A 20,684-nucleotide genomic window follows, 5' to 3' on the forward strand; every position below is an offset into this window, starting at 1 on the left:
AACAGGCAAGGGCGGCTGCGACGGAAATCAACTGTCGTCCGGAATCCTGGAGCACTCTCGGCCACGCGAGGCATGGGCACGTGGAAACGACCGCACGCCAGGTAGATTGTGCGGGCCTACACACTGGCTCGCGCACCGCTGCGGACGATGATTGGAGAAGGTGTGGGGACACGATCGTACAGATCGATGATGTCCTGGTTCATGAGGCGGACGCAGCCGCTGGAAACGGCCTTACCGATCGTCCAGAACTCAGGTGTGCCGTGAAGCCTGTAGAGCGTATCCCTGCCGTCTTGGAAGATGTAGAGCGCACGCGCACCGAGAGGGTTGTCGAGCCCAGGCGCCATACCGCCGTTCTCGGCGCTGTACTTTTCTAGCTCGGGCTGGCGGGCGATCATCTCCGCAGGCGGGGTCCATGTCGGCCATCGCCTCTTCCATTGGATTACGCCGGTTCCCGACCATGAGAACCCTTCTCGGCCCAGTCCAACCCCATAGCGCAGCGCGCGGCCACCAGGCCGGACCAGATAGAGGTAGAAGTTGTCGATATCGACAACGATCGTGCCGGGCAGCTCACCGGTCGGATCGGTGATTTCTTGCCGATAGAACCGCGGAGGTACTCTACGCAGGTCGACTGCGGGTATCGGGAAGTCCTCCTCGGGCATGGCGCGGTACATCATCATGTAGGGGAGTTCCGCGCTTTGCGTGGACTCTTGCGGCGCCACCGGTCCGCTGTCGCTGGTCGTGCACCCGGCAAGCGCCAGCGCACTAACAGCGCCGGACGCAAGCAGGAAGCGCCGCCTTGTTGGATTGGTCTGCGGTTCGAGGATTTCGCTCACGGATTCTGCTCCTTGACGTTGTATGGTTCTCGCTGCTCCTTCCGGGAAGAAGCGCGGATGCATGAGGGCGATACCGAGGGTATCTCGGACGCCACATGGCGGACGGGTCGACGCCTTGGAAAACGTGCGGGCGAGCGGGTGCTAACCGAAATGCACGAACAGAGTCGGCGTCGGTTCTATGAACTCTTTGGGGGGGCGGAACCGCGACCGCAAGCAAGGCCGGGAGCATTTGCCGGGCGAGTTCGATGTCAGAACCCGGCTCGGGGGGCTGGAAGCCCTGGAACGTGATGCTGGCGAACCAGTTGCAGTGATCCTGGCAGGGCGCGGTGTGATGGTGCGGGTCTATCTGATTGCCTGCAACGCCACCCGCTTCGGCGGGATTGGACGCTTCGAGATTGGCGGGATCCGGGAAATCGGCCGAGACGGCGTTTAACTCATCGGTGGTACACGCGCGCGAAGGGGTTGCCGCATGAATGGCAAGCATCACTGTCAGGATGAATAAAACGAACCCTCTAACCATCACCCCTGATCGAACACGAATTTGGTGAATGTTCGATGAACTTTTCGCTCAAGTCCAACTCGTATCAGAGGGCTCGACAATTGCGGCTGGAATGTGGAATGGAGGAGCGCTGCCGGCTCGCATGAACTCTATTTTGCTCATAGCCAGCAATCCTGCGCCCTTGTCTGGCCATGTTCGCCCTCCACGGTGGCTATGTCATCTTTGTGAAATGGACACGATGAAGCGGGTTGAACTCCAATTCCTGTTGATCAAGTCGCTTGGTTGTATCCCGTTACTCGCCGGGATCCTGTTATTTGCGCAGGTCAAACACGGCGCAACCCATCCACACATTCTTGCGGAGGCTCGCTTTGACGTTGCTGTAGATGAATACGGTGTAGTACAGAGCCTTAAGCACCTCTGGCGATTTGATGAATTCTTTTCTAGCACCGTTATTATGGAATTTGATGAAGACGGTGATTGGAAGCTTAACGAAAAAGAGCTTGCCGCAGTTTCCAAACTATTCACGCATCCCTCGGCGACTTCAATTACTTTCAAATTATATCATCAAACGGGGAGGATGTTTGGTTGTGTTGCAACGTTTTGAATACCGTCACTGTGGCAAGGAGCGCCTCTGGCATTTTCGGAGGATTGAATGTTCAAGGGCCGCCAGTTCGACCAGTCCGTGATCCTGCTTTGCGTGCGCTGGTACCTGGCCTACAGTCTGAGCCTGCGTGATCTGGAAGAGATGATGGCCGAGCGGGGCATTGCCGTCGATCACACGACCATTCACCGCTGGACCGTCCGTTACGCACCGCTATTGCTGGAGCGTTTCAACCGACGGAAGCGGAGCGTGACCGGCAGATGGCATATCGACGAGACCTACATCAAGGTCCGCGGCCAGTGGATGTACCTCTACCGCGCCATCGACAGTGTCGGCGACACGGTTGAATTCTGGTTCAGCGAGCAGCGCGACTTGCCGTCGGCCAAGCGGTTTTTCAGGAAGGCACTGGCACGTCATGGCCGGCCCGACCGCGTCGTCATCGATGGTAGTCCGACCAACCACGAGGCTATCGTTTCCTGTGATACCACAAATCGCTTACTGGATCGCTCCCGACGCCGGCTGAAGCCGATCGAAATACGCAAGAGTAAATACTTGAATAATCGGATTGAACAGGATCATCGGCGCATCAAGCGCCGCGTCCGGCCAATGCTTGGCTTCAAATCACAGGGATCAGCCGCGATCATCCTGTCCGGCATCGAGATGGTTCATATGATGCGCAAGCGACAGGCGAGATACGCCTTCAATCCGAATCCGTCCTTGGCCGAGCAGTTCGCAATTCTTGCCGCATAATTGGCCTCGGGTCAGGCCTCTTTGTGTTTCCAGTCTGCCGTTGCAACAAAACCGTGCTTCTTGGTGCTCGTATCTCAGTTCGAGAGCTGGCGGGCAAGCCCGTCGTACCTGCAGCGCTCAGCGGGCTTCATTTACATACCTCAACTTGCTGCACCGGAACGGGGATGCTACATCCATATCGGCGCCGGGGACGCCCGCTGACGGTGCAGAAAGGCACCGTCAGCCTGAGGGGCCTGCCGCTCCCGCGCTTAGGCGCTGCGACTCTTCCTCCGGAAGCTAGGGCTTGGCTTAATTCGACGGGACTTCCCACAGGCACCTTTGAGGCAGATCTCGGTCGAGTCGCAAGGCCGAGGTGTTGAGCCTGCACGCGCGAGACCTGCTTGACATCCCATAGCACCGCACCTTGCATTTAGACGCGCCAATGATCCTGATCCTATTCCATCCGGCCATCGCTGCCCTCAGGATCAGGCTGGACAGCCCAGCCGAGCGCATCGTGCGAGCCCCCAGGAGTTGGCGGCGCTGCTTTTCGTGGCGCGGCCAAAGCTGCGGGTGCGCCGTGAAGCTCGTGGGTAAGCACAAAAAATGCCCGCACGTGCAAAAGCGCCGTGCGGGCCCACCGGCCGCATGTTTGCCTGTTATGTGGGTAGCCTGGGCGGTCTTGCTTGCGCGAGATTACCCGGCTCTGTCACTCGGCCGCCTGGCTGATGTTTCCTGCCACCAATGTCCGCCAGTCGACTTCCTTGGGATAGACCCCTTCATGCGAGGCAATAGTGGCCTGCAGCTCGGTCGAATCGGTGCCGATTGCGCGGCCACCCTCGGCCACCTTCTGCGCAGCGTCTGTCATCAGGCGGCGGAATTCGACAATGGCGAGATCCGACGCGCCTAGCACGTCTGTGTGGCGCTGCACGCGGCTGCCCATCGACACCCACATGATGATGTCCTCGTTAGGGATGCCCGGAACGCCGGTGAAATGGCCTTCCTTCATCAGCTCGCGGTCCTGCTTGAAGTCGTTCTCCAGCGTCCGCAGCGTACGCCACTTGTGGTCTAGGTCCTTACCTGGCACCGCGTGGTTGAAGGCGCGCCATTGATCGGTCGAAGGTACGTTGGGACCACCGAAGGCCAAGAAGTGGAACGCAGTCTCGTCATCGTTGATGGGCACAATGACGCTGGCAACCTTGTAGTTGTTGTTGGGCGGGATGAGTGAGTAATAGGGCGCAACGAACTCAGTGATGCGCAGGTAATGATGCGTCGCTGCGTTCTTGATAGGCTTGCGGATCGCCGCGTAATGGAAGCCGTAGCTAGTAGTTTCCGTCTGCATGCGCGGCGACTTGTCAGTCGAGGGGCGATACCACGACTTGTCATCCGCCGCCGCGCTCTCGACGCGGGCGGGTTTCATCGTCGAGGAATGAAGCGAGGAGGAATGCGCGCTGTCGATCTGGCCCTCGTGGATCTGTGCCCAGTTGGCGGGGACGCGGATCTTCAGGATGGCCACCGGCGTATCCTCCGTCGGCGCAAAGGCGGGGGGCTGGAACTCCGGCATGTCGGCCTTGTCGCCCAGCCAAGCCCAGACGAACCCGCCCCATTCGCGCACTGGATAGGAGCGCGCCTTGACTTTGTCCATCAGCGGGCTGCCCTCGGGCTCCGACGACATCGCAACGACGTTGCCGTCCACGTCCATCTTCCAACCGTGGTAGAGGCAGCGTAGGCCGCAATCCTCGTTGCGCCCGTACACAAGCGAGGCCTTCCGGTGCGGGCAGAGCTCGTCCAGCATGCCGAGGCGGCCCTTGGTATCGCGGAACGCGACATAGCTCTCGCCTAGAACTTCGACGCGCAGCGGCTTACCATCGTTCTCTGCCACTTCCTCAATCAGACAAACCGGCGTCCAGTGCTGGCGCATCAACTTGGCCATCGGCGCATCGCCTGTCACGCGGGTCAGGACTTCATTTTCTTCGGGGGTCAGCATTTCGTACTCCTCCTGCGGTTCGGCCCTCCAGGGCCAATCTCGAATGCTTGACAAGATATACTTAGCTATCTAAATGAGCAAGGGCAGATGCAAGTTTTTTGGAGGAGCGGATGGAGATCATCAGGATGCGCGTCGCCGCAAGGCGCGTGTTGACCCCGCACATTACCGAATTCAGCCTAATTCCCGTGGAGAAACCGGATGGCGATGGCACGCTCCCTGCGTTCACCCCCGGCGCACATGTGACCGTAGAGACTCCATCGGGCGCAATGCGCCGCTATTCTCTAATCAATGACGGCACCGCACCAGACCACTACAAGATCGCTGTCAAGCGCGAACCTGCTAGCCGCGGCGGTTCGGCCTCGATGCATGATGACGCGACCGAGGGCAGTGTGCTTAACGTCGAGGCACCCGAGAACGACTTCCCGATGTCGGAGGCGCCTCGTTACCTGCTTATCGCGGGCGGGATCGGCATCACCCCGATCTACGCCATGGCCTCGCACCTAGAGCGGGAAGGTAAGGATTTCAACATCATTTACGTCAGTCGCAGCGCCTCGGAAGCTGCTTACCTTGAAGACCTAACACAGGCCTTCGGTGACCGGGTGCTGGCTCATCACGACGAGGGAGATCCCGACCGGATATACGATTTTTGGGACTTGTTCGCTGAGCCGCAGAACCTCAACGTCTATTGCTGCGGCCCTAAGCCTTTGATGGACGAGATCAAGGCAATCTCGGGCCACTGGCCGGAAGGACGCGTTAATTTCGAGGATTTCAAGCCGGTCGAGGTGGTGCGGGCAGATGACGAGCCCTTCGAAGTCGAATTGAGGAAGAGCGGCGCCACGCTGACCGTGCCCGCCGACCGCTCGATCCTAGAGGCGATGCGCGACGCTGGGCTGAAGACCGTGAGCTCCTGCGAGAGCGGCACCTGCGGCACCTGCAAGACTAATCTAATCGAGGGCGAGGTCGACCATCGCGACATGGTGCTAATGGACGAGGAAAAGACCAACAAGATCATGATCTGCGTCTCGCGCGCCTGCCCGGGCGGGAGGCTAGTCCTTGACCTCTGACCCCACGCACCCCCCCGTCAGGCTGGGCGTCGTCGGTTTAGGGCGTGGCTTCATGTTGATGATCCCGACTTTCACCGCCGATCCGCGCGTGAAGCTCGTCGCCGCCGCCGCGCCCCGCGCGGAAAGTCGCGCGGCCTTCGAGGCCGAGTTCGGCGGGAGGACTTACGAAAACATCGCCCTCCTTTGCGCCGATCCGCAGGTCGAGGCGCTCTACATTGCCACGCCGCACCAGATGCATGCCGACCACGTTTGCACCGCGCTGGCCGCGGGCAAGCATGTTCTGGTCGATAAGCCGATCTCCATCTCGATGGCCGATGCCGACCGCATGGTCGCGGCGGCCGAAGCCTCAGGCAAGCACCTGATCGTGGGCCCAAGCCACAGCTTCGATCCGCCGGTCGAGGCCGCTGCCCGTCTGATCGAGAGCGGCGAGGTTGGATCGCTGCGGATGATCCAGGCTTTCAACTACACCGATTTCCTCTACCGCCCCCGACGCCCCGAGGAGCTGTGCACGGAGGAGGGCGGCGGCATCCTGTTCAGCCAAGCAATCCATCAGGTCGACGTGGTGCGCAGGCTCGCGGGTGGCATGGCTACTCGCGTGACTGCCATGACCGGCGCTTGGGATCCCGCGCGCCCAACCGAAGGCGCTTTCAGCGCGTTGATCGCTTTTGCTTCGGGCGCATTTGCCAGCCTTACCTATTCCGGCTATGCGCATTTCGACAGTGACATCTGGATGGACGGTGTGGGCGAGCTGGGGCAGCGCAAGGATCCGGCCGCTTATGGCAAAGCGCGCCGCGCGCTTCAGGGTCTCGATGCGGAAGCCGAGGCCGCGTTGAAGCAGACGCGCACCTACGGCAGCGGGGCAGGGCTGATCGTGGCCGAGAGCAACGAGCACTTCGGCCCGGTGATCGCGCTCTGCGACCGCGCCGACCTGCGGCTGACGCCGAGCGGGCTGGACGTGTACGGTGATATCAAGCGTCACTTCGTCGAGGTGCCCCTCGGCCCCGCTCCGCGCGGCCCCGTCATCGACGCACTGGTCGCCGCCGTGCGCGGGGACCGCGCCCCCGTCCAGACAGGCGCCTGGGGCCGCGCCAGCCTCGAAATCTGTCACGCGATCCTGGAAGCGGCGGCCTCGGGCCAGCCGGTGGATCTGCATTACCAATGCCGCATCACGTAAAGGAGGAATACGTGTCTGATCTTAAACTCTCCCTCGCCATGGGGAACTACGACCGCACGCGGCCCATCATCGACGGCCAGGTCAAGATCGATGGCGTCGATCCCGTGTCCATGCTACTGTCGCCCGAAGAGATGTTCTTCCGCGCCTTCCGTCAGGATGCCTTCGATGTCTCGGAGCTATCGCTATCGTCCTACTCGATCTCGGTCGCGCGCGGGAACCCGCATTACGTCGCGATCCCGGTCTTCCTGAGCCGCGCGTTCCGCCATACCTCGGTCTACATCCGCACCGATCGCGGCATCGACCGGCCCGAGGACCTGAAGGGCAGGCGCATCGGCATCGCCGAATACCAGCTCTCGGCTAACGTCTGGGTGCGCGGAATCCTGGAAGAGCATTTTAGCGTGAAACCATCGGACGTGACTTGGGTACGCGGGGGGATGGACACGCCGGGCCGCCCTGAGAAGATCGCGCTTACGCTGCCCGACGACATTACCATTGAAGCCGCCCCCGAGGGCGCTACGCTTAACGGCATGCTGGCTGCGGGCGAGATAGATGGGTTCATCGGCCCACGCTGGCCGCGCTGCTTCGCCGAGGGGCACCCTCATGTTGGTCGCCTGTTCCGCGATAGCATCGGCGCGGCGGAGGACTACTTTCGACAGACCCGCATCTTTCCAGTGATGCACGTCCTTGGCGTGCGCCGGAGCTTGGTCGAGCAATACCCCTTCTTACCCGCGGCGCTCCTCAAGGCCTTCTCGCAGTCGAAGAAGATTGCGGAAGAGGCGCTTAATGACACCTCGGCCACGAAGGTGACGATGCCCTTTGTCGAGGACACGCTAAACCGAGCCCGCGCGCTCATGGGCCCTGACCCCTGGAGCTACGGCCTCGGCGCTAATGCGCATGTGCTAGACAAGTTCCTCGATTACCACTTCGCGCAGGGCCTCTCGCCCCGCCGCGTGCAGGTCGAGGAGCTTTTCCATCCCTCTACACTAGAAGCCTACAGCCTTTGAAGGAAGAGGCCCCATGACCCGCTACCACCCCGGCGACATCATTGAGATCCGCACCGATTCAGGTTTCGTCTATGTACACCTGACGCATGGCCACGACAGCTACCCGCCTGTAGTCCGCGTGCTGAAGGGCGTGCAAGCCCAACGGCCCGCCGACCTAGCGGCTTATGCCGCCAGCGCCCCGCGTGTCACCGCAATGATCCCACTGGAACAGGCGCTGGACCGGCTGGGCCTCGCGCATCAGAAGGTGGGCGAGGTAGCGCTCCCCGAGGGAGAGCGGCACTTCCCGACCTTCCGCATGCCGATCCGCGACAAGCAGGGCGATATCGTCTACTGGTGGTTCTGGGACGGTCATGGGCTCAGCTACTCAACCGAGCTGGACGCGACCCAGGAAACGCTGCCGATGCGCGAAGTCATGTCCTCGGCGCGGCTTCTGCGCGAACTGCAGGGTGCGGCCTGAGCCGGCCCACCCGTTGTAAGGAGTCTTCGGGCCTTGCGCCGCAACCCGTGCCCCTAAGCTCCACGGTGGATAGTACATAATGATCCCCATTGTCGGCGAGATTTTCGCCATTCTCGCCGCCTTCTGCTACGCGTTCGGGTCTGTGGCCGCCACCAAGAACGCGCGCGAGAACGGCGGGCGGGGGAACGCCGTCTTGCTGTCTATCGTCCTCACGGCAGGGTTCTCAGGAGGGCTGTGGCTCATGGTCGGGCCGTCGCTGCCACCGCTGGACGCGGATGTATGGGTCGGCGTCGCTATCTTCGTGGTGGCGGGCATCCTGGCTACCGTGCTAGGGCGGATCTTCTTCTTCCGCTCGATCGAACTCGCGGGTGCGATCGAGACTGGCCTGATCCGCCGCCTGATCCCGGTCTTCGCCGCGGTGCTTGCCATCTTCTTCCTGGGAGAGACCTTGACCGCCGCCAGCGCGCTGGCCTTTGCGCTGGTCTTCGCCGCCGTTGCGCTGGTGGTCGTGATGGCGCGGGGGCGCGCGGCCGCGGAGGATGCCGACGCCGTCCGCGCCTCGCGCGAGCGCAACGCTGGGCGAATCCTAGCGATGCTATCGGCGGCCAGCTACGGCGGCTCCTACGTCACGCGCAAACTCGCCATGCGCTGGCTGCCCGACCCGCTTCTCGGCGCCTTCATCGGCGCGGTCGCGGCCTTCGCCTATTTCGCGGCCGCGGCGCCCTTCAGTCCCGAATACCGCCGCCAGCTCGCGGCTGTTCTGCGCCGTCCGACCGGCTGGCAGCTGGTCGCTGCCGCCTCAATTTCACTAGGACAGACGGCGCAATTTGTGGCGCTCCGCTTCACGACCGTCACCGCCGTCGCCATCATCGGCACGATCGAGATGTTCCTCGCCGCCTGGCTGGCGGCCTGGGTGCTGCGCACGGAGGCCCGGCCTGGTCCAGACTTTGCTGTGGGGTCAATACTAGCCATGGCGGGGGTGATTGTTTTGGCCCTTGCCCGGGCCTGACAGTAGCAGCCCACAAGATGACAGAAACAAAATTGGGAGTGAATGAGCCATGATCAGGGAAACCGACTGCCCCGCCCCGTGCGAATTGAATACGCTCTACGGTAGCGACGCCTTAGCCGAGATGCTACGCCGTCTTGACATGCCCTACGTGGCGCTGAACCCAGGTTCCAGCTTCCGCGGCCTGCATGACAGCCTGGTCAACTACCTGGGCAACCAGGACCCGCACATCCTGCTGTGCCTGCACGAGGAGCATGCGGTCTCGATCGCGCATGGCTGGGCCAAGATCACCGGCAAGCCGCTAGCCGTGGTGCTGCATGCGAACGTTGGATTGATGCACGCGGCCATGGCGATCTACAACGCCTGGTGCGACCGGGTTCCGATGCTGATCCTTGGCGCTACCGGGCCGGTCGACGCGGCGAAGCGCCGGCCCTGGATCGACTGGCTCCACACCTCGCGAGACCAGGCTGCGGTGGTGCGGCCTTACATCAAGTGGGATGATCAGCCGGCTTCGCTAGCGGCGTCGCTCTCCTCTTTGATGCGGGCAATGACGATCACGACATCGGCACCGATGGCCCCTACCTATGTGTGCTTCGACGTGACGGTGCAAGAAAGCGCAATCGACACCATGCCCACGCTGCCGGATCCCGCGCGCCATGCCGCGCCCGATGCCCCCGCGGCCAGCGCGGCGCAGATCGATGCCCTCGTTGCGATGCTTGCCGAGGCCGAGGCGCCCGTCTTCTTGGTGGGCCGAGTCTCGCGCGATGGGACGGATTGGGTCCGCCGCGTGGCGCTGGCCGAGCATTTCGCCGCACGCGTCATCACCGACATTAAGACCGGCGCAGCCTTCCCCACGCGCCACCCGCTGCACGCGGGGGCGCCGGGCTTCTTCCTTTCGGCGGACGCGGCCGAGGTGCTGTCGGGAGCGGACCTCGTGGTCTGCTTCGACTGGGTGGATCCGGCGGGGACGCTTTCGCAGTCAACGCTGCGCGATAGCGCGCGGGTAGTGAACGTAACTCTGGAGCCGTTGCTCACAAACGGCTGGTCGATGGATCACCAGGACGTGGTGGCGAGCGATCTCACAATTTTGACCGAACCCGACACACTGGTCTCGGCGCTCTGCGAACGCCTGCGTCTCGACTCCACCACCCAGACGCCGCGCAGCTCGCCCGCCCCGCACGGGCAGGAGGCGGAGGCCGTACTGTCGCTCGACGCCCTCGCGCATGTGCTGCGCGCGGGCATGGTCAACGATGCCCACACGCTGGTCCGCCTGCCGCTAGGCTGGGACGGGCGCCACTGCGACTTCACTGGGCCATTGGATTACCTAGGCTACGACGGCGGCGCCGGCATCAGCTCGGGGCCAGGCATGGTGGTCGGCGCGGCGCTGGCGCTAAAGGGCAGCGGCCGGATGCCGGTCGCGGTGCTTGGTGATGGGGATTTCATCATGGGCGCGACGGCGCTCTGGACCGGCACGCACCACCAGGTGCCGATGCTAATCGTTGTGGCCAACAACCGCTCATATTTCAACGACGAGATCCACCAGGAACGCGTCGCGCGCGTTCGCGACCGACCTGTCGTCAACAAGCACATCGGACAGGCCATCGATGAGCCAGACATCGACATCGCGGGCCTCGCCCGGGCACAGGGTGTCCACGGCCTGGGGCCGGTTTCGACAGTGGCCGAGTTCGAGTCGGCCCTAGCCGAGGCATTGACGATGGTGCGTGCGGGTAAGGCCGTCGTCATCGATGCCCGCATCCTGCGCGGCTACGTCAAGGAGATGGCCGAGGGCATGACCGCCGAACACCAGGGCTGAGCGAACGCCCGGACATCAGGCTTGAGGGTGTGCGCGACGCAAAGGTTGAAAAGGCATCAAGGTCTTGCGTCTTGCACGCGAATTCATCACTTATGTTCTCACGCGCCGCCGGCACGAAGCCGGCGGCGCGGCTTTTGTTCTGGCCGACCGAGAACTGTGTGGAATATGGATGAGACCGCGCCCTCTGGGCATGAAGTGTATGACCCCAAGCTGACTGAAGAACGCCTCGCGCGACTCGTCCGTCTCGCCGCTAGGGCTTTTAACCGTTCGTTGCAGATGCGCCTCCAGAGCGAAGGAGTGACCTTTGGTCAGTGGATCTTCCTGCGGATCCTGTGGTACAATGACGGACTGTCGCAGCGCGAGCTGAGCCAGAGAGCCCACCTGACCGAGCCTACGGCGCATTCCGCGCTGACTAAGCTGGAAAAGCAGAGCATCATCACGCGCAGGAAGATGGAAGGCGACAAGCGCACGCTGCAGATCTTCCTCACGCGCAAGGGCTGGGAATTGCGCGACCGGTTGGAGCCGATGGCGCATGATGTGAACCTGAGCGCGCTCAAGGGGCTCGAGGAGGAAGAGGTACGCGTGCTACGGAAGAGCCTCCTCACGATCATCACGAACCTCGAAGCGGACGAGAGCGAGGCCGCCGAGCGGGGGATCAAGGTGCCCGCAACGCGCTCGAGCTTCTGACCGGGCGGGCCTAGGAGCGGGAGCAGGATATTACGCGCCGGTCACTTGCACAGGAGCGCCGCGTCGAGTGCGCTCACGTCGGCGTACGTGGCCTGCAGGTCCAGCGAAGTCTACTCACGTGCCGCCAGCCTGCGATCATCGATCGCCTCACGCGCCACGATAAGGCGGAAGCAGTTCGTAGCGCATCCACTGCCTTAGCCCGCACTCAGCTCGAGGTAGTGCAGCCGGTGATGACCAGCGTGTCCGCGCCTTTGGGCGAAGAGTAGACATTCTGTCGATAGCCGCAGGCTTTCAGGAATGTGTGCGACGCATCGATCCGATCTTGGCTGGTCCGCGCACTAAAACGTTCTATGATGCCGAGATGGCTGACTTCTTGGCTTCCTGAGCTCCGGCGGTCGTTGCGAGAGCAGATCCTCAGGGCATGGTTGTTGCGGATCATGGAGAGCGCCAGGGGCTCAACGCCGCGCCTCGAGGCTTCCGTGAAGAGCACATCACCTATTGACCCCCAACCGTTGAGCCGAGGCTAACATTGGATCCTGCTCGTCCGGAAGTTCCATAATTTGGGTTATGCGACTTTGCTGTGTAGCCGCAAAGTTGGGATGTCCTGTTTCTGCAAAGTTGGAATGTCACACTCCCCGGGTCTGAATGATGCCTGGGAGATTGCAGATGGGATTGATAGCGATGAGCGAGCGCGATCTGCGGCGGATCGAGGTTTTATCGAAGGTCGCCGGCGGACGGATGACGACGGTGTCAGCGGCGCATGTGCTTGACGTGAGCGAGCGCCAGGTGCGCCGGCTTCTGGAGCGAATACGGACTGGCGGCGCGGCGTCGATCCGGCACAAGGCGATCGGCCGGCCATCGAACAACCGGATCAGCGACGGCGTTCGGGATTATGCGATGATGCTGGTGCGCGAACGTTATGCGGATTTCGGTCCGACCTTGGCGACGGAGAAGCTTGCTGAACGCGATGGTTTGCGCGTGTCGCGCGAGACGGTGCGCGGTTGGATGTCCGAGGCTGGACTGTGGTTGTCACGCAAACAGCGTCGGACGTTTCATCCGCCGCGTCTGCGCCGCGAAGCTTATGGCGAACTGGTGCAGATCGATGGGTCGGAGCATCGCTGGTTCGAGGATCGCGGACCGCCATGCTCGCTGTTGGTGTTTGTCGATGATGCGACTGGCAGGCTGATGCAATTGCGCTTCGTGCGCTCGGAAAGTGCCTTCACCTACTTCGAGGCGCTAGATCTCTATCTCCAGCGTCACGGCGCACCGATCGCCTTTTACTCGGACAAGCATTCGGTGTTCCGGGTGGCGAAGAAGGATGCCAGGGGTGGCCAGGGCATGACCCAGTTCGGGCGTGCACTTTGCGAGTTAAACATCGAGATTCTTTGCGCAAATTCGAGCCAGGCCAAGGGCCGCGTCGAGCGGATGAATCGGACGCTGCAGGATCGGCTGGTCAAGGAGCTGCGGCTGGCTGGCATCGACGATATGGAGGCTGGCAATGCGTTCTTGCCGGGCTTCATGGAGGATTACAACAGGCGGTTTGCGGTGGTCCCTGCCCGGTCCGATGATTTGCACCGGCCGATCAATCTGGGGCCGGACCGATTGGCGGAGATCCTGTGCAAGCGCGAGCAACGTTATGTCGGAGCGCAGCTGGCGTTTTCGTTCGAGCGCAAGCGGATCATGCTGCAGGAGACCGATGTGACGCGGGGGCTGGTTGGTCGCTATGTCGAGACCTATGCCTATGCGGACGGTCGCCTGGACGTGCGTTGGAAAGGGTATTCCCTGCCCTACACGGTGTTCGACAAGGACCAGCGGGTGACGCATGCGGCGATCACGGAGAACAAGCGACTGGGTGATGTTCTGGCCTATATCAAGGAACGCCAGGATCAGCAGTCGAAGCCGGACGTAAAGACCAACAGCGAGAAGATTGGCTATAAACCGCGTGGCCGGAAACCCGGTCCCCGGACAGATTACATAAACGATCCGGCGATCATCGCGCGACATGAGAAGGCACTGTTGCGACAGCAAGCCGCAGAGTGAATGCTCGTTCGAATAGCCTCAAAGCTAAAGCCGAGGGGTGGTTCTCACCCGCCCCGATCTGATCTTGCAACCGGGATCAGCCGCTCAGATCGGGGCTGGTCCTCGTCCCATGCGGCGACTTCTCGGACATTTCTACTTTGCACCTCGACGGACATTTCAACCTTGCCGTCACATGCTGTGAAGCCGGGTACATTTTATTTCCAAGTGCGACATGCCAGTAATTTCAATGGCTTTACTTTGGAGATTTTGGCATGTCCCGATGCTACACGCAGTTGACCCTAGCCGACCGACGACGCCTACATCAGTTGGTGGCGGCAAGAGCTCCCGTCAACGAAATGGCCCGTCAGCTTGGCCGCCATCGCTCGACCATCTACCGCGAGATCAAGCGCAATAGATTTGAGGATCGCGAACTGCCTGGCTACGACGGCTACTACAGTACGGTAGCGCACGATATCTCCAAAGAACGGCGACGCCGGCTGAGAAAGCTGCGGCGGCACACGGACTTACGCACGGAGATCATCAACCAATTGGAGGCACGCTGGTCGCCTGAGCAGATCGCCGGACGCCTGTTGTTGGACGGACCTAGCCTCGTCCGCGTCTGTAAAGAGACAATCTATCGCTTCATCTACAGCAAGGAGGCTTATGAGCTGGGCCTTTATCAGTATCTACCGGAAGCGCGTCGCAAACGCCGTCCACTGCGCTCCAGGAAGCCGCGCGACGGTGTATTTCCTGCCACTCACAGGATATCCCAAAGACCTGATTTCATTGGAGATAGATCAAGGTTTGGACATTGGGAGGGAGACCTCCTCATCTTCGAACGTCCACTTGGCCATGCCAATGTCACCACTCTCGTGGAGCGTAAGAGCCGCTATACCGTGATGATCAAGAACCAAAGCCGGCACTCCCGTCCGATCATGGACAAGATCATCGGAACATTCTCTCCGCTGCCAGCCTTTGCACGCCAGAGCTTCACCTTTGATCGCGGTACCGAGTTTGCCGGGTTCAGGGCTTTAGAAGACGGCATTGGTGCGAGGAGCTGGTTTTGCGACCCAAGTGCGCCGTGGCAAAAGGGAGCCATAGAAAACACTAACAAACGCATTCGCCGCTTCATGCCAAGCAAGACAGATCTGGCAGCCGTCTCTCAGCGCGACCTGACCCACCTTGCCCGCCATCTCAACGATCAACCGCGAAAATGCCTCGGATACAAAACCCGATCGTGTCCCATGGAGTTCTCTAATCGCGGTTGTCAAGCTGGTCGCAGTGGGCATCGCTGGTCAGGCTCATGGTTCTCTTCGAGGTCGGCACTTTGACCGCCTCATCATGGCGTTGGATAGGCTCAGTCGACCAATGTGGTGTTCGCGGTTATCTGGACGAACCAGCACTCGCATTCGTGGGATCGGTCTCGACTGCGCCATCGTCCTGACCGGACGATCTCGCTGGTCTCAGCTAACCAGAATATTCGGTGTAGCTCATGCGAGCTCGCTCGGGTCGTGCGATGACCAACGGAACGGCTCGCCGGAGACCCACATGGCATGAAGGATGACGGCGAGTTTTCGAGCCACGGCAACTTTAGCTTTGCGATAGCCGCCGCGCCGCGCGATGCGCAATCCCCAACTCTTCAAAGCGGAGAACTGCGGGATCCTTGTCAGGAGCGCGTTGGCAGCCTCAAATAGACTGCGTCGAAGAAAGTCGTCACCCCGCTTTGAGACCCGGCCCGATCTCATAGTCTCACCAGAGGCGTAGATGCGAGGTGTCAGCCCAAGATAGGCTCCGGCGCTGGATGATCGTTTGAATCGTATCGGATCATCAATGGTTGCGGCGAAGCCGAGCGCAGTGATTACACCGACACCAGGGACCGACATTAGCCGTCTGACGACGATGTTCTGCTGCGCTAGCGAGCGAACCTTCGCCTCGAGATGACGGATCTGCTCAAGGATGTTGGCACGTGCCCGCATCAGTGCTTCCACGACAGCCTGGATTGTCGGCGAAGCATGGAGCGCGCCGTCGATGATTTCCTCGGCTCGCTTGGCGAACCCACCAACCCGTTTGCCAAACAGGATACCAAAGGTGCGAAGGACACCTCTGATCTGGTTCTCCAGGTCACAGCGGGTTCGTACAAGTTGGCTACGAGTGGCAAGGAGCGCCCGAGCTTCGTGGCTTGCCGTTGACTTGACATGAACGCTCTTGCACCAACCCGTACGAACGATCTGCGCCAGGCCGATGGCGTCGTTGCGGTCCGTCTTGGCAGGCATCATCTTTAAGGCCGCATTGGCATGGCGAGCATCCATGCAGACGATGGGAACGCCGCGTTCCTTCAATCCATTCCATAGCCAGACCGACAGGGGACCGGTTTCCAGCCCTGCACGGGTTATTGTGAACGGCTCAAGCGCTTCCCAAATCGCCTCCGGGCAAGATGCTACCTTCCGTTCGGCAACAACAGTGCCCTCGTCATCAACGATGCAGACTGAGGTCGTTTGCTGGCTGACATCCAGTCCGGCATAATACTTCATGGCGGTTCTCCTCATAGCTTCGGCACACTGGCCACAGTTGACAAGGGACAGTGTGGAGAGCCGCCGCCTGGAAGGCTAGGCCCTGAGCGATTACGCTATGTGGTGTAGCTTCGGCGATCGCCGTGCCTTCCGGACAGAGCCGGGAATTAATCAGCTTGCGGCTGGCAGGCTGATGAGCGGATCATCGCTCATTGCTGCTATGGTCTCAAGTGTCATGTAGCGGGATCGCTGAACAGCCCACTCGTCGTTTTGCTCGAGCAGCAGTGCGCCGACGAGCCTGACGATGGCATCGTCGTTTGGAAAGATGCCGACGACCTCGGTGCGTCGCTTGATCTCGCCATTGAGACGCTCGATTGGATTGGTGCTGTGAAGCTTGGCCCAATGCTGCTTGGGAAAGGTCATGTAAGCGAGCACGTCTTGCTCGGCACTGTCCATGAGACTGGCGAGTTTGGGCACCTTCGGCCTGATCTGGTCGGCGACGTTACGCCATTGGGTACTTGCAGCCTCTGACGTGTCCTGGGCAAAGGCCGTGGCGATGAAGGCGGAGACAACACGGCGTCCGCTCTTTCCAGCATGGGCCAGCGCGTTGCGCATGAAGTGAACCCTGCAGCGCTGCCAGGTGGCGGAAAGCACCTTCGATACTGCGGCTTTGATGCCCTCATGGGCATCGGAGACGACGAGCGGAGTGTTTTTGATGCGATGGGACGAAATGATTTCTAACCGCTGAAAACACGGGGACAAATTGTTGCAGACTGCCGACGGATCGGAAGCCCTGCATCACTCGTTCTCGTTTTCGCAGCGGCAGATGGGAATTTTCCGCACGGTTGTTAAGGCCCTTGTGAGATCTATGTTCTACGGTCGGCATCACATCTCGCTTTGCCGCCCCGTATGAACGCAGTTTATCAGTGACAATCCTCTTTGGCGCGAGGCCTTGCTTCTTCAGCAGCCTGATCAGCAATCGCTTGGCAGCCTTGGTGTCTCGACGGGTCTGCACGATCTCGTCGAGAACATATCCGTCCTGGTCGACGGCTCGCCAAAGCCAATGCTTTCGCCCGCCGATCGTTACGACCACTTCGTCCAGATGCCAGATATCCTCTCGCGACGGCGCCTTTCTGCGCAGTCGCTTTGCGTAGGCCGCACCGAATTTCCGGCCCCAGCGCCGGATCGTTTCGTAGGACACGACAATGCCGCGCTCCAGCAGCATTTCTTCCACCAGCCGCAGGCTTAACGGGAACCGGAAATACAGCCAGACCGCATGGGCGATGATCGTAACCGGCGTTTTGATCCCACGTTGCCCGCTGTTGCTTGATCTGTGATCGAGTTTCCATGGACGAGCGACAAGGGAGTTTCTCCATGGAGACTACATTGGAGGTTCTCACGACAGGACGTAGGCGACGCGAAGGCAATCGCCAGTGGCCTGACGAGGTCAAGGCACGGATCGTGTCCGAGAGCTTGCGACCAGGCGCGACGGTGAATGAAGTAGCGGGGCGCTACGGGCTGAAGGCCAACCACCTGTCATCTTGGCGAACACTGGCACGGCAGGGGAAGCTGGTGTTGCCTGAGCCAGAAGACGCGGTCGAGTTTGCGGCCGTGGTTGTCGGGACACCCGCGCTGGAGCCGCCGACGGTCAAAGCCGTCTCGCGGACCGAGATCGTTGTTGGCGCTGTAACGATCCGTCTTGAGGAAGGTGCGTCTGCGTCCCGGATCGCTTCCATCGCCCGCGCCTTGGCGGCGGCAACATGATCTTTCCGTCAAACCGCGTGCGGATCATGATGGCGACCAAACCCGTAGATTTCCGCAAGGGTCATGATGGCTTGGCGGCGCTGGTGAAGAATGAACTGCACAAGGACCCGTTCACCGGAACGGTCTTCGTGTTCCGGTCCCGCAAGGCGGACCGTTTGAAGCTCATCTACTGGGATGGGTCCGGGATCGTCATGGCCTACAAACGGCTAGAAGAGCACACGTTCACCTGGCCCGGCATCAAAGATGGTCTAATGACGCTCACCCACGCCCAGTTCGAAGCCCTGTTTGCGGGACTTGATTGGCGGCGGGTTCATGCTGTCCAGACGAGGACGCCGGAGGCCATCGAATAGCTGCGGCACGATGACTCAGCACGGCAAATTCCGAGGGCAAGTCGGCTCGGGATTTGGTAGCTTCCGGCCATGCTTGATGCCGCCGACCTTCCCGATGATGTTGCCGCCCTAAAGGCGCTGCTGATCGCGGCGCAGGCACGCGAGGCGGCCAAGGACGTCGCGATAGCCAGCAAAGACGAGCATATCGCCCGCAAGGATGAGCGGATCGAACGCCTTGAGAAGCTGGTCGCAGCGTTCAAGCAGGCCGCCTTCGGACGCAAATCCGAGAAGACCGATCCTGACCAATTCGACCTGGCGCTGGAAGACCTAGAGACGGCTATCGCCGCGATCCACGCCGAGGATGAGGCGGACGCTCCTGCAGGAAACAGGATTAGCAAGCCACGGGNAGAGACGGCTATCGCCGCGATCCACGCCGAGGATGAGGCGGACGCTCCTGCAGGAAACAGGATTAGCAAGCCACGGGCGATCAATCGCGGCTCCCTTCCAAAGCATCTTCCGCGTATCGAGGAGGTGATTGAGCCAGAAAGCCTGATCTGCGCCTGCGGTGGTTGCATGCACTGCATTGGCGAGGATGTCTCCGAGCGGCTGGACGTGATCCCGGCACAGTTCCGTGTCATTGTCAGCCGTCGCCCCAAGTACGCGTGCCGTGCCTGCACTGACGGTGTCGTTCAGGCTCCAGCCCCGGCTCGCCTTATCCAGGCTGGGCTGCCGACGGAAGCGACCGTCGCCCATGTGCTGGTCTCCAAATATGCCGATCATCTTCCGCTCTATCGGCAGGCGCAGATCATGAGCCGCCAGGGCATTGACCTCGACCGATCCACGCTCGCTGACTGGGTCGGTCGGGCAGCCTATGAACTGCGTCCCGTCTTCGATGCGTTGATAGCCGACCTGAAGCGCTCAGCCAAGCTGTTCATGGACGAGACCCGTGCTCCGGTTCTTGATCCAGGTTCCCGCAAGACCAAGACCGGATACTTCTGGGCGCTGGCGCGAGATGATCGCCCTTGGGGCGGCGGTGCTCCGCCAGGTGTCGCATTCACCTATGCGCCTGGTCGCGGTGGCATTCATGCCGAATGGATATTGGAGGGCTTCTCCGGCGTTCTGCAAGTCGATGGTTATGCCGGGTACAACAGGCTGGTCGCACCAGACCGGATTCGTCAGAATATCCGGCTTGCCTACTGCTGGGCCCATGCTCGGCGCAAGCTGGTGGAGATTACCCGCAACGGAGCAGCCCCGATTGCGGAGGAAGGCGTCAAACGGATCGGTGAGCTGTATCGGATCGAGACCGAGTTGCGAGGCCTTGATCCGGAGGCTCGCCTCGCCGGACGACAGGAACGATCAGCACCGCTGGTTGTCGACATGCAAACGTGGCTCGCGCATCATTGTGCCCGCGTCGCAAACAAATCTCCGCTTGGCGACGCTTTGGCCTATATCGCCAAATACTGGGATGGTTTGAAGCTCTTCCTGACCGACGGCCGCATCGAGATCGACAACAACAGCGTAGAGCGGACCATCCGTCCGATTGCCCTTAATCGGAAGAACGCACTCTTTGCTGGTCATGATGCCGGAGCAGAGAACTGGGCGACCATCGCCTCGCTCATTGAGACCTGCAAGCTCAATGCCGTCGATCCACAGGCCTACTTGACCACGACGCTCACCGCCATCGTCAATGGCCACAAGCAAAGCCGGATCGATGAATTGCTGCCCTGGAACTTCACAAGCGCCGCCATGCCAGCCGCTTGACGAGTTGGACTCCAACGGCATACTCGCCGTGTTACTAAAGCTGGGCCTGCGACATGATCGACGACGACGAACCCAATCTGGTGACTTCTGGCAAGAGCAAGAGGATCGTCGTTGATGGCTATTCCTTCTCAATCGACATCTTCCGCCTGGAAACCGACAAGACCTGGACCCTTGAGGTTGTTGATCACAACAACACCAGTCATGTCTGGGAAGAGCAATTCGAATCCGATGCAGTCGCGCGTGACTTAGCGGTGAAAACCATCGAGGCAGAAGGTGCCCTCGCGTTCATGCGCGGCAACAACGTTATCCCTTTCCGTCAAGCCTAAACCGACGTGCCCTCAAAACAGCGCTTACCGATGATCTGCGGTGGGAAACGGTGGTTCTTGTAGCTTATGGTCGGCGTGCTCATCGTAAGCGGCAAGCTGAGGCCGTTCAGCGCGTGTAATTCCA

At 60.9% G+C, this 20,684-nt stretch carries 19 protein-coding genes and 3 pseudogenes; 17 read left to right on the forward strand and 5 right to left on the reverse strand.

All coding sequences use genetic code 11. From position 1 onward, the window contains the following. Window positions 1–116 precede the first annotated feature (116 nt). A complete protein-coding gene (locus J5N58_RS25125) occupies window positions 117–833 on the reverse strand; it encodes a L,D-transpeptidase (protein ID WP_244714114.1) in 717 nt (238 codons plus the stop codon). Window positions 834–1,011: 178 nt separating this feature from the next. Between J5N58_RS25125 and J5N58_RS25130 the strand changes: the two genes are divergently transcribed. The 3 genes from J5N58_RS25130 (at window position 1,012) to J5N58_RS25140 (ending at window position 2,683) form a co-directional block, all read left to right on the forward strand. Continuing rightward, complete coding sequence (locus J5N58_RS25130) at window positions 1,012–1,266, forward strand: hypothetical protein (RefSeq protein ID WP_244714116.1); 255 nt, start codon at window positions 1,012–1,014, stop codon at window positions 1,264–1,266. A 115-nt stretch (window positions 1,267–1,381) separates the two neighbouring features. Next, window positions 1,382–1,936 (forward strand): DUF1007 family protein, encoded by a 555-nt coding sequence (locus J5N58_RS25135; protein WP_244714118.1) that lies wholly within the window; start codon window positions 1,382–1,384, stop codon window positions 1,934–1,936. 48 nt (window positions 1,937–1,984) lie between these two features. Then, a complete protein-coding gene (locus J5N58_RS25140) occupies window positions 1,985–2,683 on the forward strand; it encodes an IS6 family transposase (RefSeq protein ID WP_091523775.1) in 699 nt (232 codons plus the stop codon). 685 nt (window positions 2,684–3,368) lie between these two features. Here the strand turns inward: J5N58_RS25140 and J5N58_RS25145 are convergent. Then, the gene (locus tag J5N58_RS25145) at window positions 3,369–4,646 is read right to left on the reverse strand and encodes a Rieske 2Fe-2S domain-containing protein (RefSeq protein WP_244714120.1); all 1,278 of its coding nucleotides are present in this window, start codon (window positions 4,644–4,646) and stop codon (window positions 3,369–3,371) included. Between the two features lie 110 nt (window positions 4,647–4,756). Here J5N58_RS25145 and J5N58_RS25150 point away from each other — a divergent pair, with 110 nt between their 5' ends. From J5N58_RS25150 to J5N58_RS25195, 10 genes and pseudogenes are all read left to right on the forward strand, one after another. Next, on the forward strand, window positions 4,757–5,710 hold the full coding sequence (locus J5N58_RS25150; protein WP_244714132.1) for a PDR/VanB family oxidoreductase: 954 nt from the start codon (window positions 4,757–4,759) through the stop codon (window positions 5,708–5,710). After that, window positions 5,700–6,884, forward strand: coding sequence for a Gfo/Idh/MocA family protein (locus J5N58_RS25155; protein ID WP_280520102.1), 1,185 nt, complete (start codon window positions 5,700–5,702; stop codon window positions 6,882–6,884). Before J5N58_RS25150 ends, J5N58_RS25155 begins: the two co-directional genes overlap by 11 nt. An 11-nt stretch (window positions 6,885–6,895) precedes the next feature. After that, window positions 6,896–7,888: an ABC transporter substrate-binding protein gene (locus tag J5N58_RS25160; protein WP_244714137.1), complete on the forward strand. Its 993-nt coding sequence runs from the start codon at window positions 6,896–6,898 to the stop codon at window positions 7,886–7,888. Window positions 7,889–7,901: 13 nt separating this feature from the next. Continuing rightward, window positions 7,902–8,345, forward strand: a complete 444-nt coding sequence (locus J5N58_RS25165) for a hypothetical protein (RefSeq protein ID WP_244714140.1) — start codon at window positions 7,902–7,904, stop codon at window positions 8,343–8,345. A 79-nt stretch (window positions 8,346–8,424) separates the two neighbouring features. Next, the gene (locus tag J5N58_RS25170) at window positions 8,425–9,354 is read left to right on the forward strand and encodes a DMT family transporter (protein ID WP_244714150.1); all 930 of its coding nucleotides are present in this window, start codon (window positions 8,425–8,427) and stop codon (window positions 9,352–9,354) included. Between the two features lie 49 nt (window positions 9,355–9,403). After that, window positions 9,404–11,164: a thiamine pyrophosphate-binding protein gene (locus tag J5N58_RS25175; protein ID WP_244714153.1), complete on the forward strand. Its 1,761-nt coding sequence runs from the start codon at window positions 9,404–9,406 to the stop codon at window positions 11,162–11,164. 165 nt (window positions 11,165–11,329) lie between these two features. Next, complete coding sequence (locus J5N58_RS25180) at window positions 11,330–11,851, forward strand: MarR family winged helix-turn-helix transcriptional regulator (RefSeq protein WP_244714155.1); 522 nt, start codon at window positions 11,330–11,332, stop codon at window positions 11,849–11,851. A gap of 289 nt (window positions 11,852–12,140) precedes the next feature. Further along, window positions 12,141–12,236 (forward strand): annotated as a pseudogene (locus tag J5N58_RS26040) (autoinducer-2 (AI-2) modifying protein LsrG); the annotation flags it as partial. A 281-nt stretch (window positions 12,237–12,517) separates the two neighbouring features. Continuing rightward, window positions 12,518–13,891, forward strand: coding sequence for an ISNCY family transposase (locus tag J5N58_RS25190; RefSeq protein ID WP_244714191.1), 1,374 nt, complete (start codon window positions 12,518–12,520; stop codon window positions 13,889–13,891). Window positions 13,892–14,142: 251 nt separating this feature from the next. Further along, a pseudogene (locus tag J5N58_RS25195) lies at window positions 14,143–15,102 on the forward strand (IS30 family transposase); the annotation flags it as partial. Window positions 15,103–15,360: 258 nt separating this feature from the next. On the opposite strand, the gene J5N58_RS25200 reads toward J5N58_RS25195, so the two are convergent. The 3 genes and pseudogenes from J5N58_RS25200 to J5N58_RS25210 all read right to left on the reverse strand — a co-directional run bounded on the left by J5N58_RS25200 (window position 15,361) and on the right by J5N58_RS25210 (window position 17,686). Beyond that, the gene (locus tag J5N58_RS25200) at window positions 15,361–16,401 is read right to left on the reverse strand and encodes an IS110 family RNA-guided transposase (protein WP_244714162.1); all 1,041 of its coding nucleotides are present in this window, start codon (window positions 16,399–16,401) and stop codon (window positions 15,361–15,363) included. Window positions 16,402–16,551: 150 nt separating this feature from the next. Further along, window positions 16,552–17,082 (reverse strand): annotated as a pseudogene (locus J5N58_RS25205) (transposase); the annotation flags it as partial. After that, a complete protein-coding gene (locus J5N58_RS25210) occupies window positions 17,060–17,686 on the reverse strand; it encodes an IS6 family transposase (protein WP_244714193.1) in 627 nt (208 codons plus the stop codon). The gene J5N58_RS25210 and the pseudogene J5N58_RS25205, both read right to left, overlap by 23 nt. Window positions 17,687–17,754: 68 nt before the next feature. On the opposite strand from J5N58_RS25210, the gene tnpA reads away from it, so the two are divergent. From tnpA to J5N58_RS25230, 4 genes are all read left to right on the forward strand, one after another. Next, the gene (tnpA, locus tag J5N58_RS25215; protein ID WP_057352980.1) at window positions 17,755–18,144 is read left to right on the forward strand and encodes an IS66-like element accessory protein TnpA; all 390 of its coding nucleotides are present in this window, start codon (window positions 17,755–17,757) and stop codon (window positions 18,142–18,144) included. Beyond that, complete coding sequence (tnpB, locus tag J5N58_RS25220) at window positions 18,141–18,494, forward strand: IS66 family insertion sequence element accessory protein TnpB (RefSeq protein WP_057352979.1); 354 nt, start codon at window positions 18,141–18,143, stop codon at window positions 18,492–18,494. The genes tnpA and tnpB overlap by 4 nt, the downstream gene beginning before the upstream one ends. Before the next feature lie 69 nt (window positions 18,495–18,563). Then, window positions 18,564–20,234, forward strand: coding sequence for an IS66 family transposase (gene tnpC / locus J5N58_RS25225; protein WP_244714185.1), 1,671 nt, complete (start codon window positions 18,564–18,566; stop codon window positions 20,232–20,234). Between the two features lie 53 nt (window positions 20,235–20,287). Then, the gene (locus J5N58_RS25230; protein ID WP_057352977.1) at window positions 20,288–20,560 is read left to right on the forward strand and encodes a hypothetical protein; all 273 of its coding nucleotides are present in this window, start codon (window positions 20,288–20,290) and stop codon (window positions 20,558–20,560) included. Window positions 20,561–20,684 lie beyond the last annotated feature (124 nt).

The sequence above is a fragment of the Paenirhizobium cremeum genome, from assembly GCF_022884085.1.
Lineage (GTDB): Bacteria > Pseudomonadota > Alphaproteobacteria > Rhizobiales > Rhizobiaceae > Allorhizobium > Allorhizobium cremeum.

Coding starts and splice junctions, on each gene's coding strand:
- tnpA (WP_057352980.1), top strand. CDS start 17,755: ATGGAGACTACATTGGAGGTTCTCACGACAGGACGTAGGCGACGCGAA.
- J5N58_RS25145 (WP_244714120.1), bottom strand. CDS start 4,646: ATGCTGACCCCCGAAGAAAATGAAGTCCTGACCCGCGTGACAGGCGAT.
- J5N58_RS25130 (WP_244714116.1), top strand. CDS start 1,012: ATGAACTCTTTGGGGGGGCGGAACCGCGACCGCAAGCAAGGCCGGGAG.
- J5N58_RS25175 (WP_244714153.1), top strand. CDS start 9,404: ATGATCAGGGAAACCGACTGCCCCGCCCCGTGCGAATTGAATACGCTC.
- J5N58_RS25170 (WP_244714150.1), top strand. CDS start 8,425: ATGATCCCCATTGTCGGCGAGATTTTCGCCATTCTCGCCGCCTTCTGC.
- J5N58_RS25135 (WP_244714118.1), top strand. CDS start 1,382: ATGTTCGATGAACTTTTCGCTCAAGTCCAACTCGTATCAGAGGGCTCG.
- J5N58_RS25150 (WP_244714132.1), top strand. CDS start 4,757: ATGGAGATCATCAGGATGCGCGTCGCCGCAAGGCGCGTGTTGACCCCG.
- J5N58_RS25200 (WP_244714162.1), bottom strand. CDS start 16,401: ATGAAGTATTATGCCGGACTGGATGTCAGCCAGCAAACGACCTCAGTC.
- tnpB (WP_057352979.1), top strand. CDS start 18,141: ATGATCTTTCCGTCAAACCGCGTGCGGATCATGATGGCGACCAAACCC.
- J5N58_RS25140 (WP_091523775.1), top strand. CDS start 1,985: ATGTTCAAGGGCCGCCAGTTCGACCAGTCCGTGATCCTGCTTTGCGTG.
- J5N58_RS25180 (WP_244714155.1), top strand. CDS start 11,330: ATGGATGAGACCGCGCCCTCTGGGCATGAAGTGTATGACCCCAAGCTG.
- J5N58_RS25190 (WP_244714191.1), top strand. CDS start 12,518: ATGGGATTGATAGCGATGAGCGAGCGCGATCTGCGGCGGATCGAGGTT.
- J5N58_RS25165 (WP_244714140.1), top strand. CDS start 7,902: ATGACCCGCTACCACCCCGGCGACATCATTGAGATCCGCACCGATTCA.
- J5N58_RS25230 (WP_057352977.1), top strand. CDS start 20,288: ATGATCGACGACGACGAACCCAATCTGGTGACTTCTGGCAAGAGCAAG.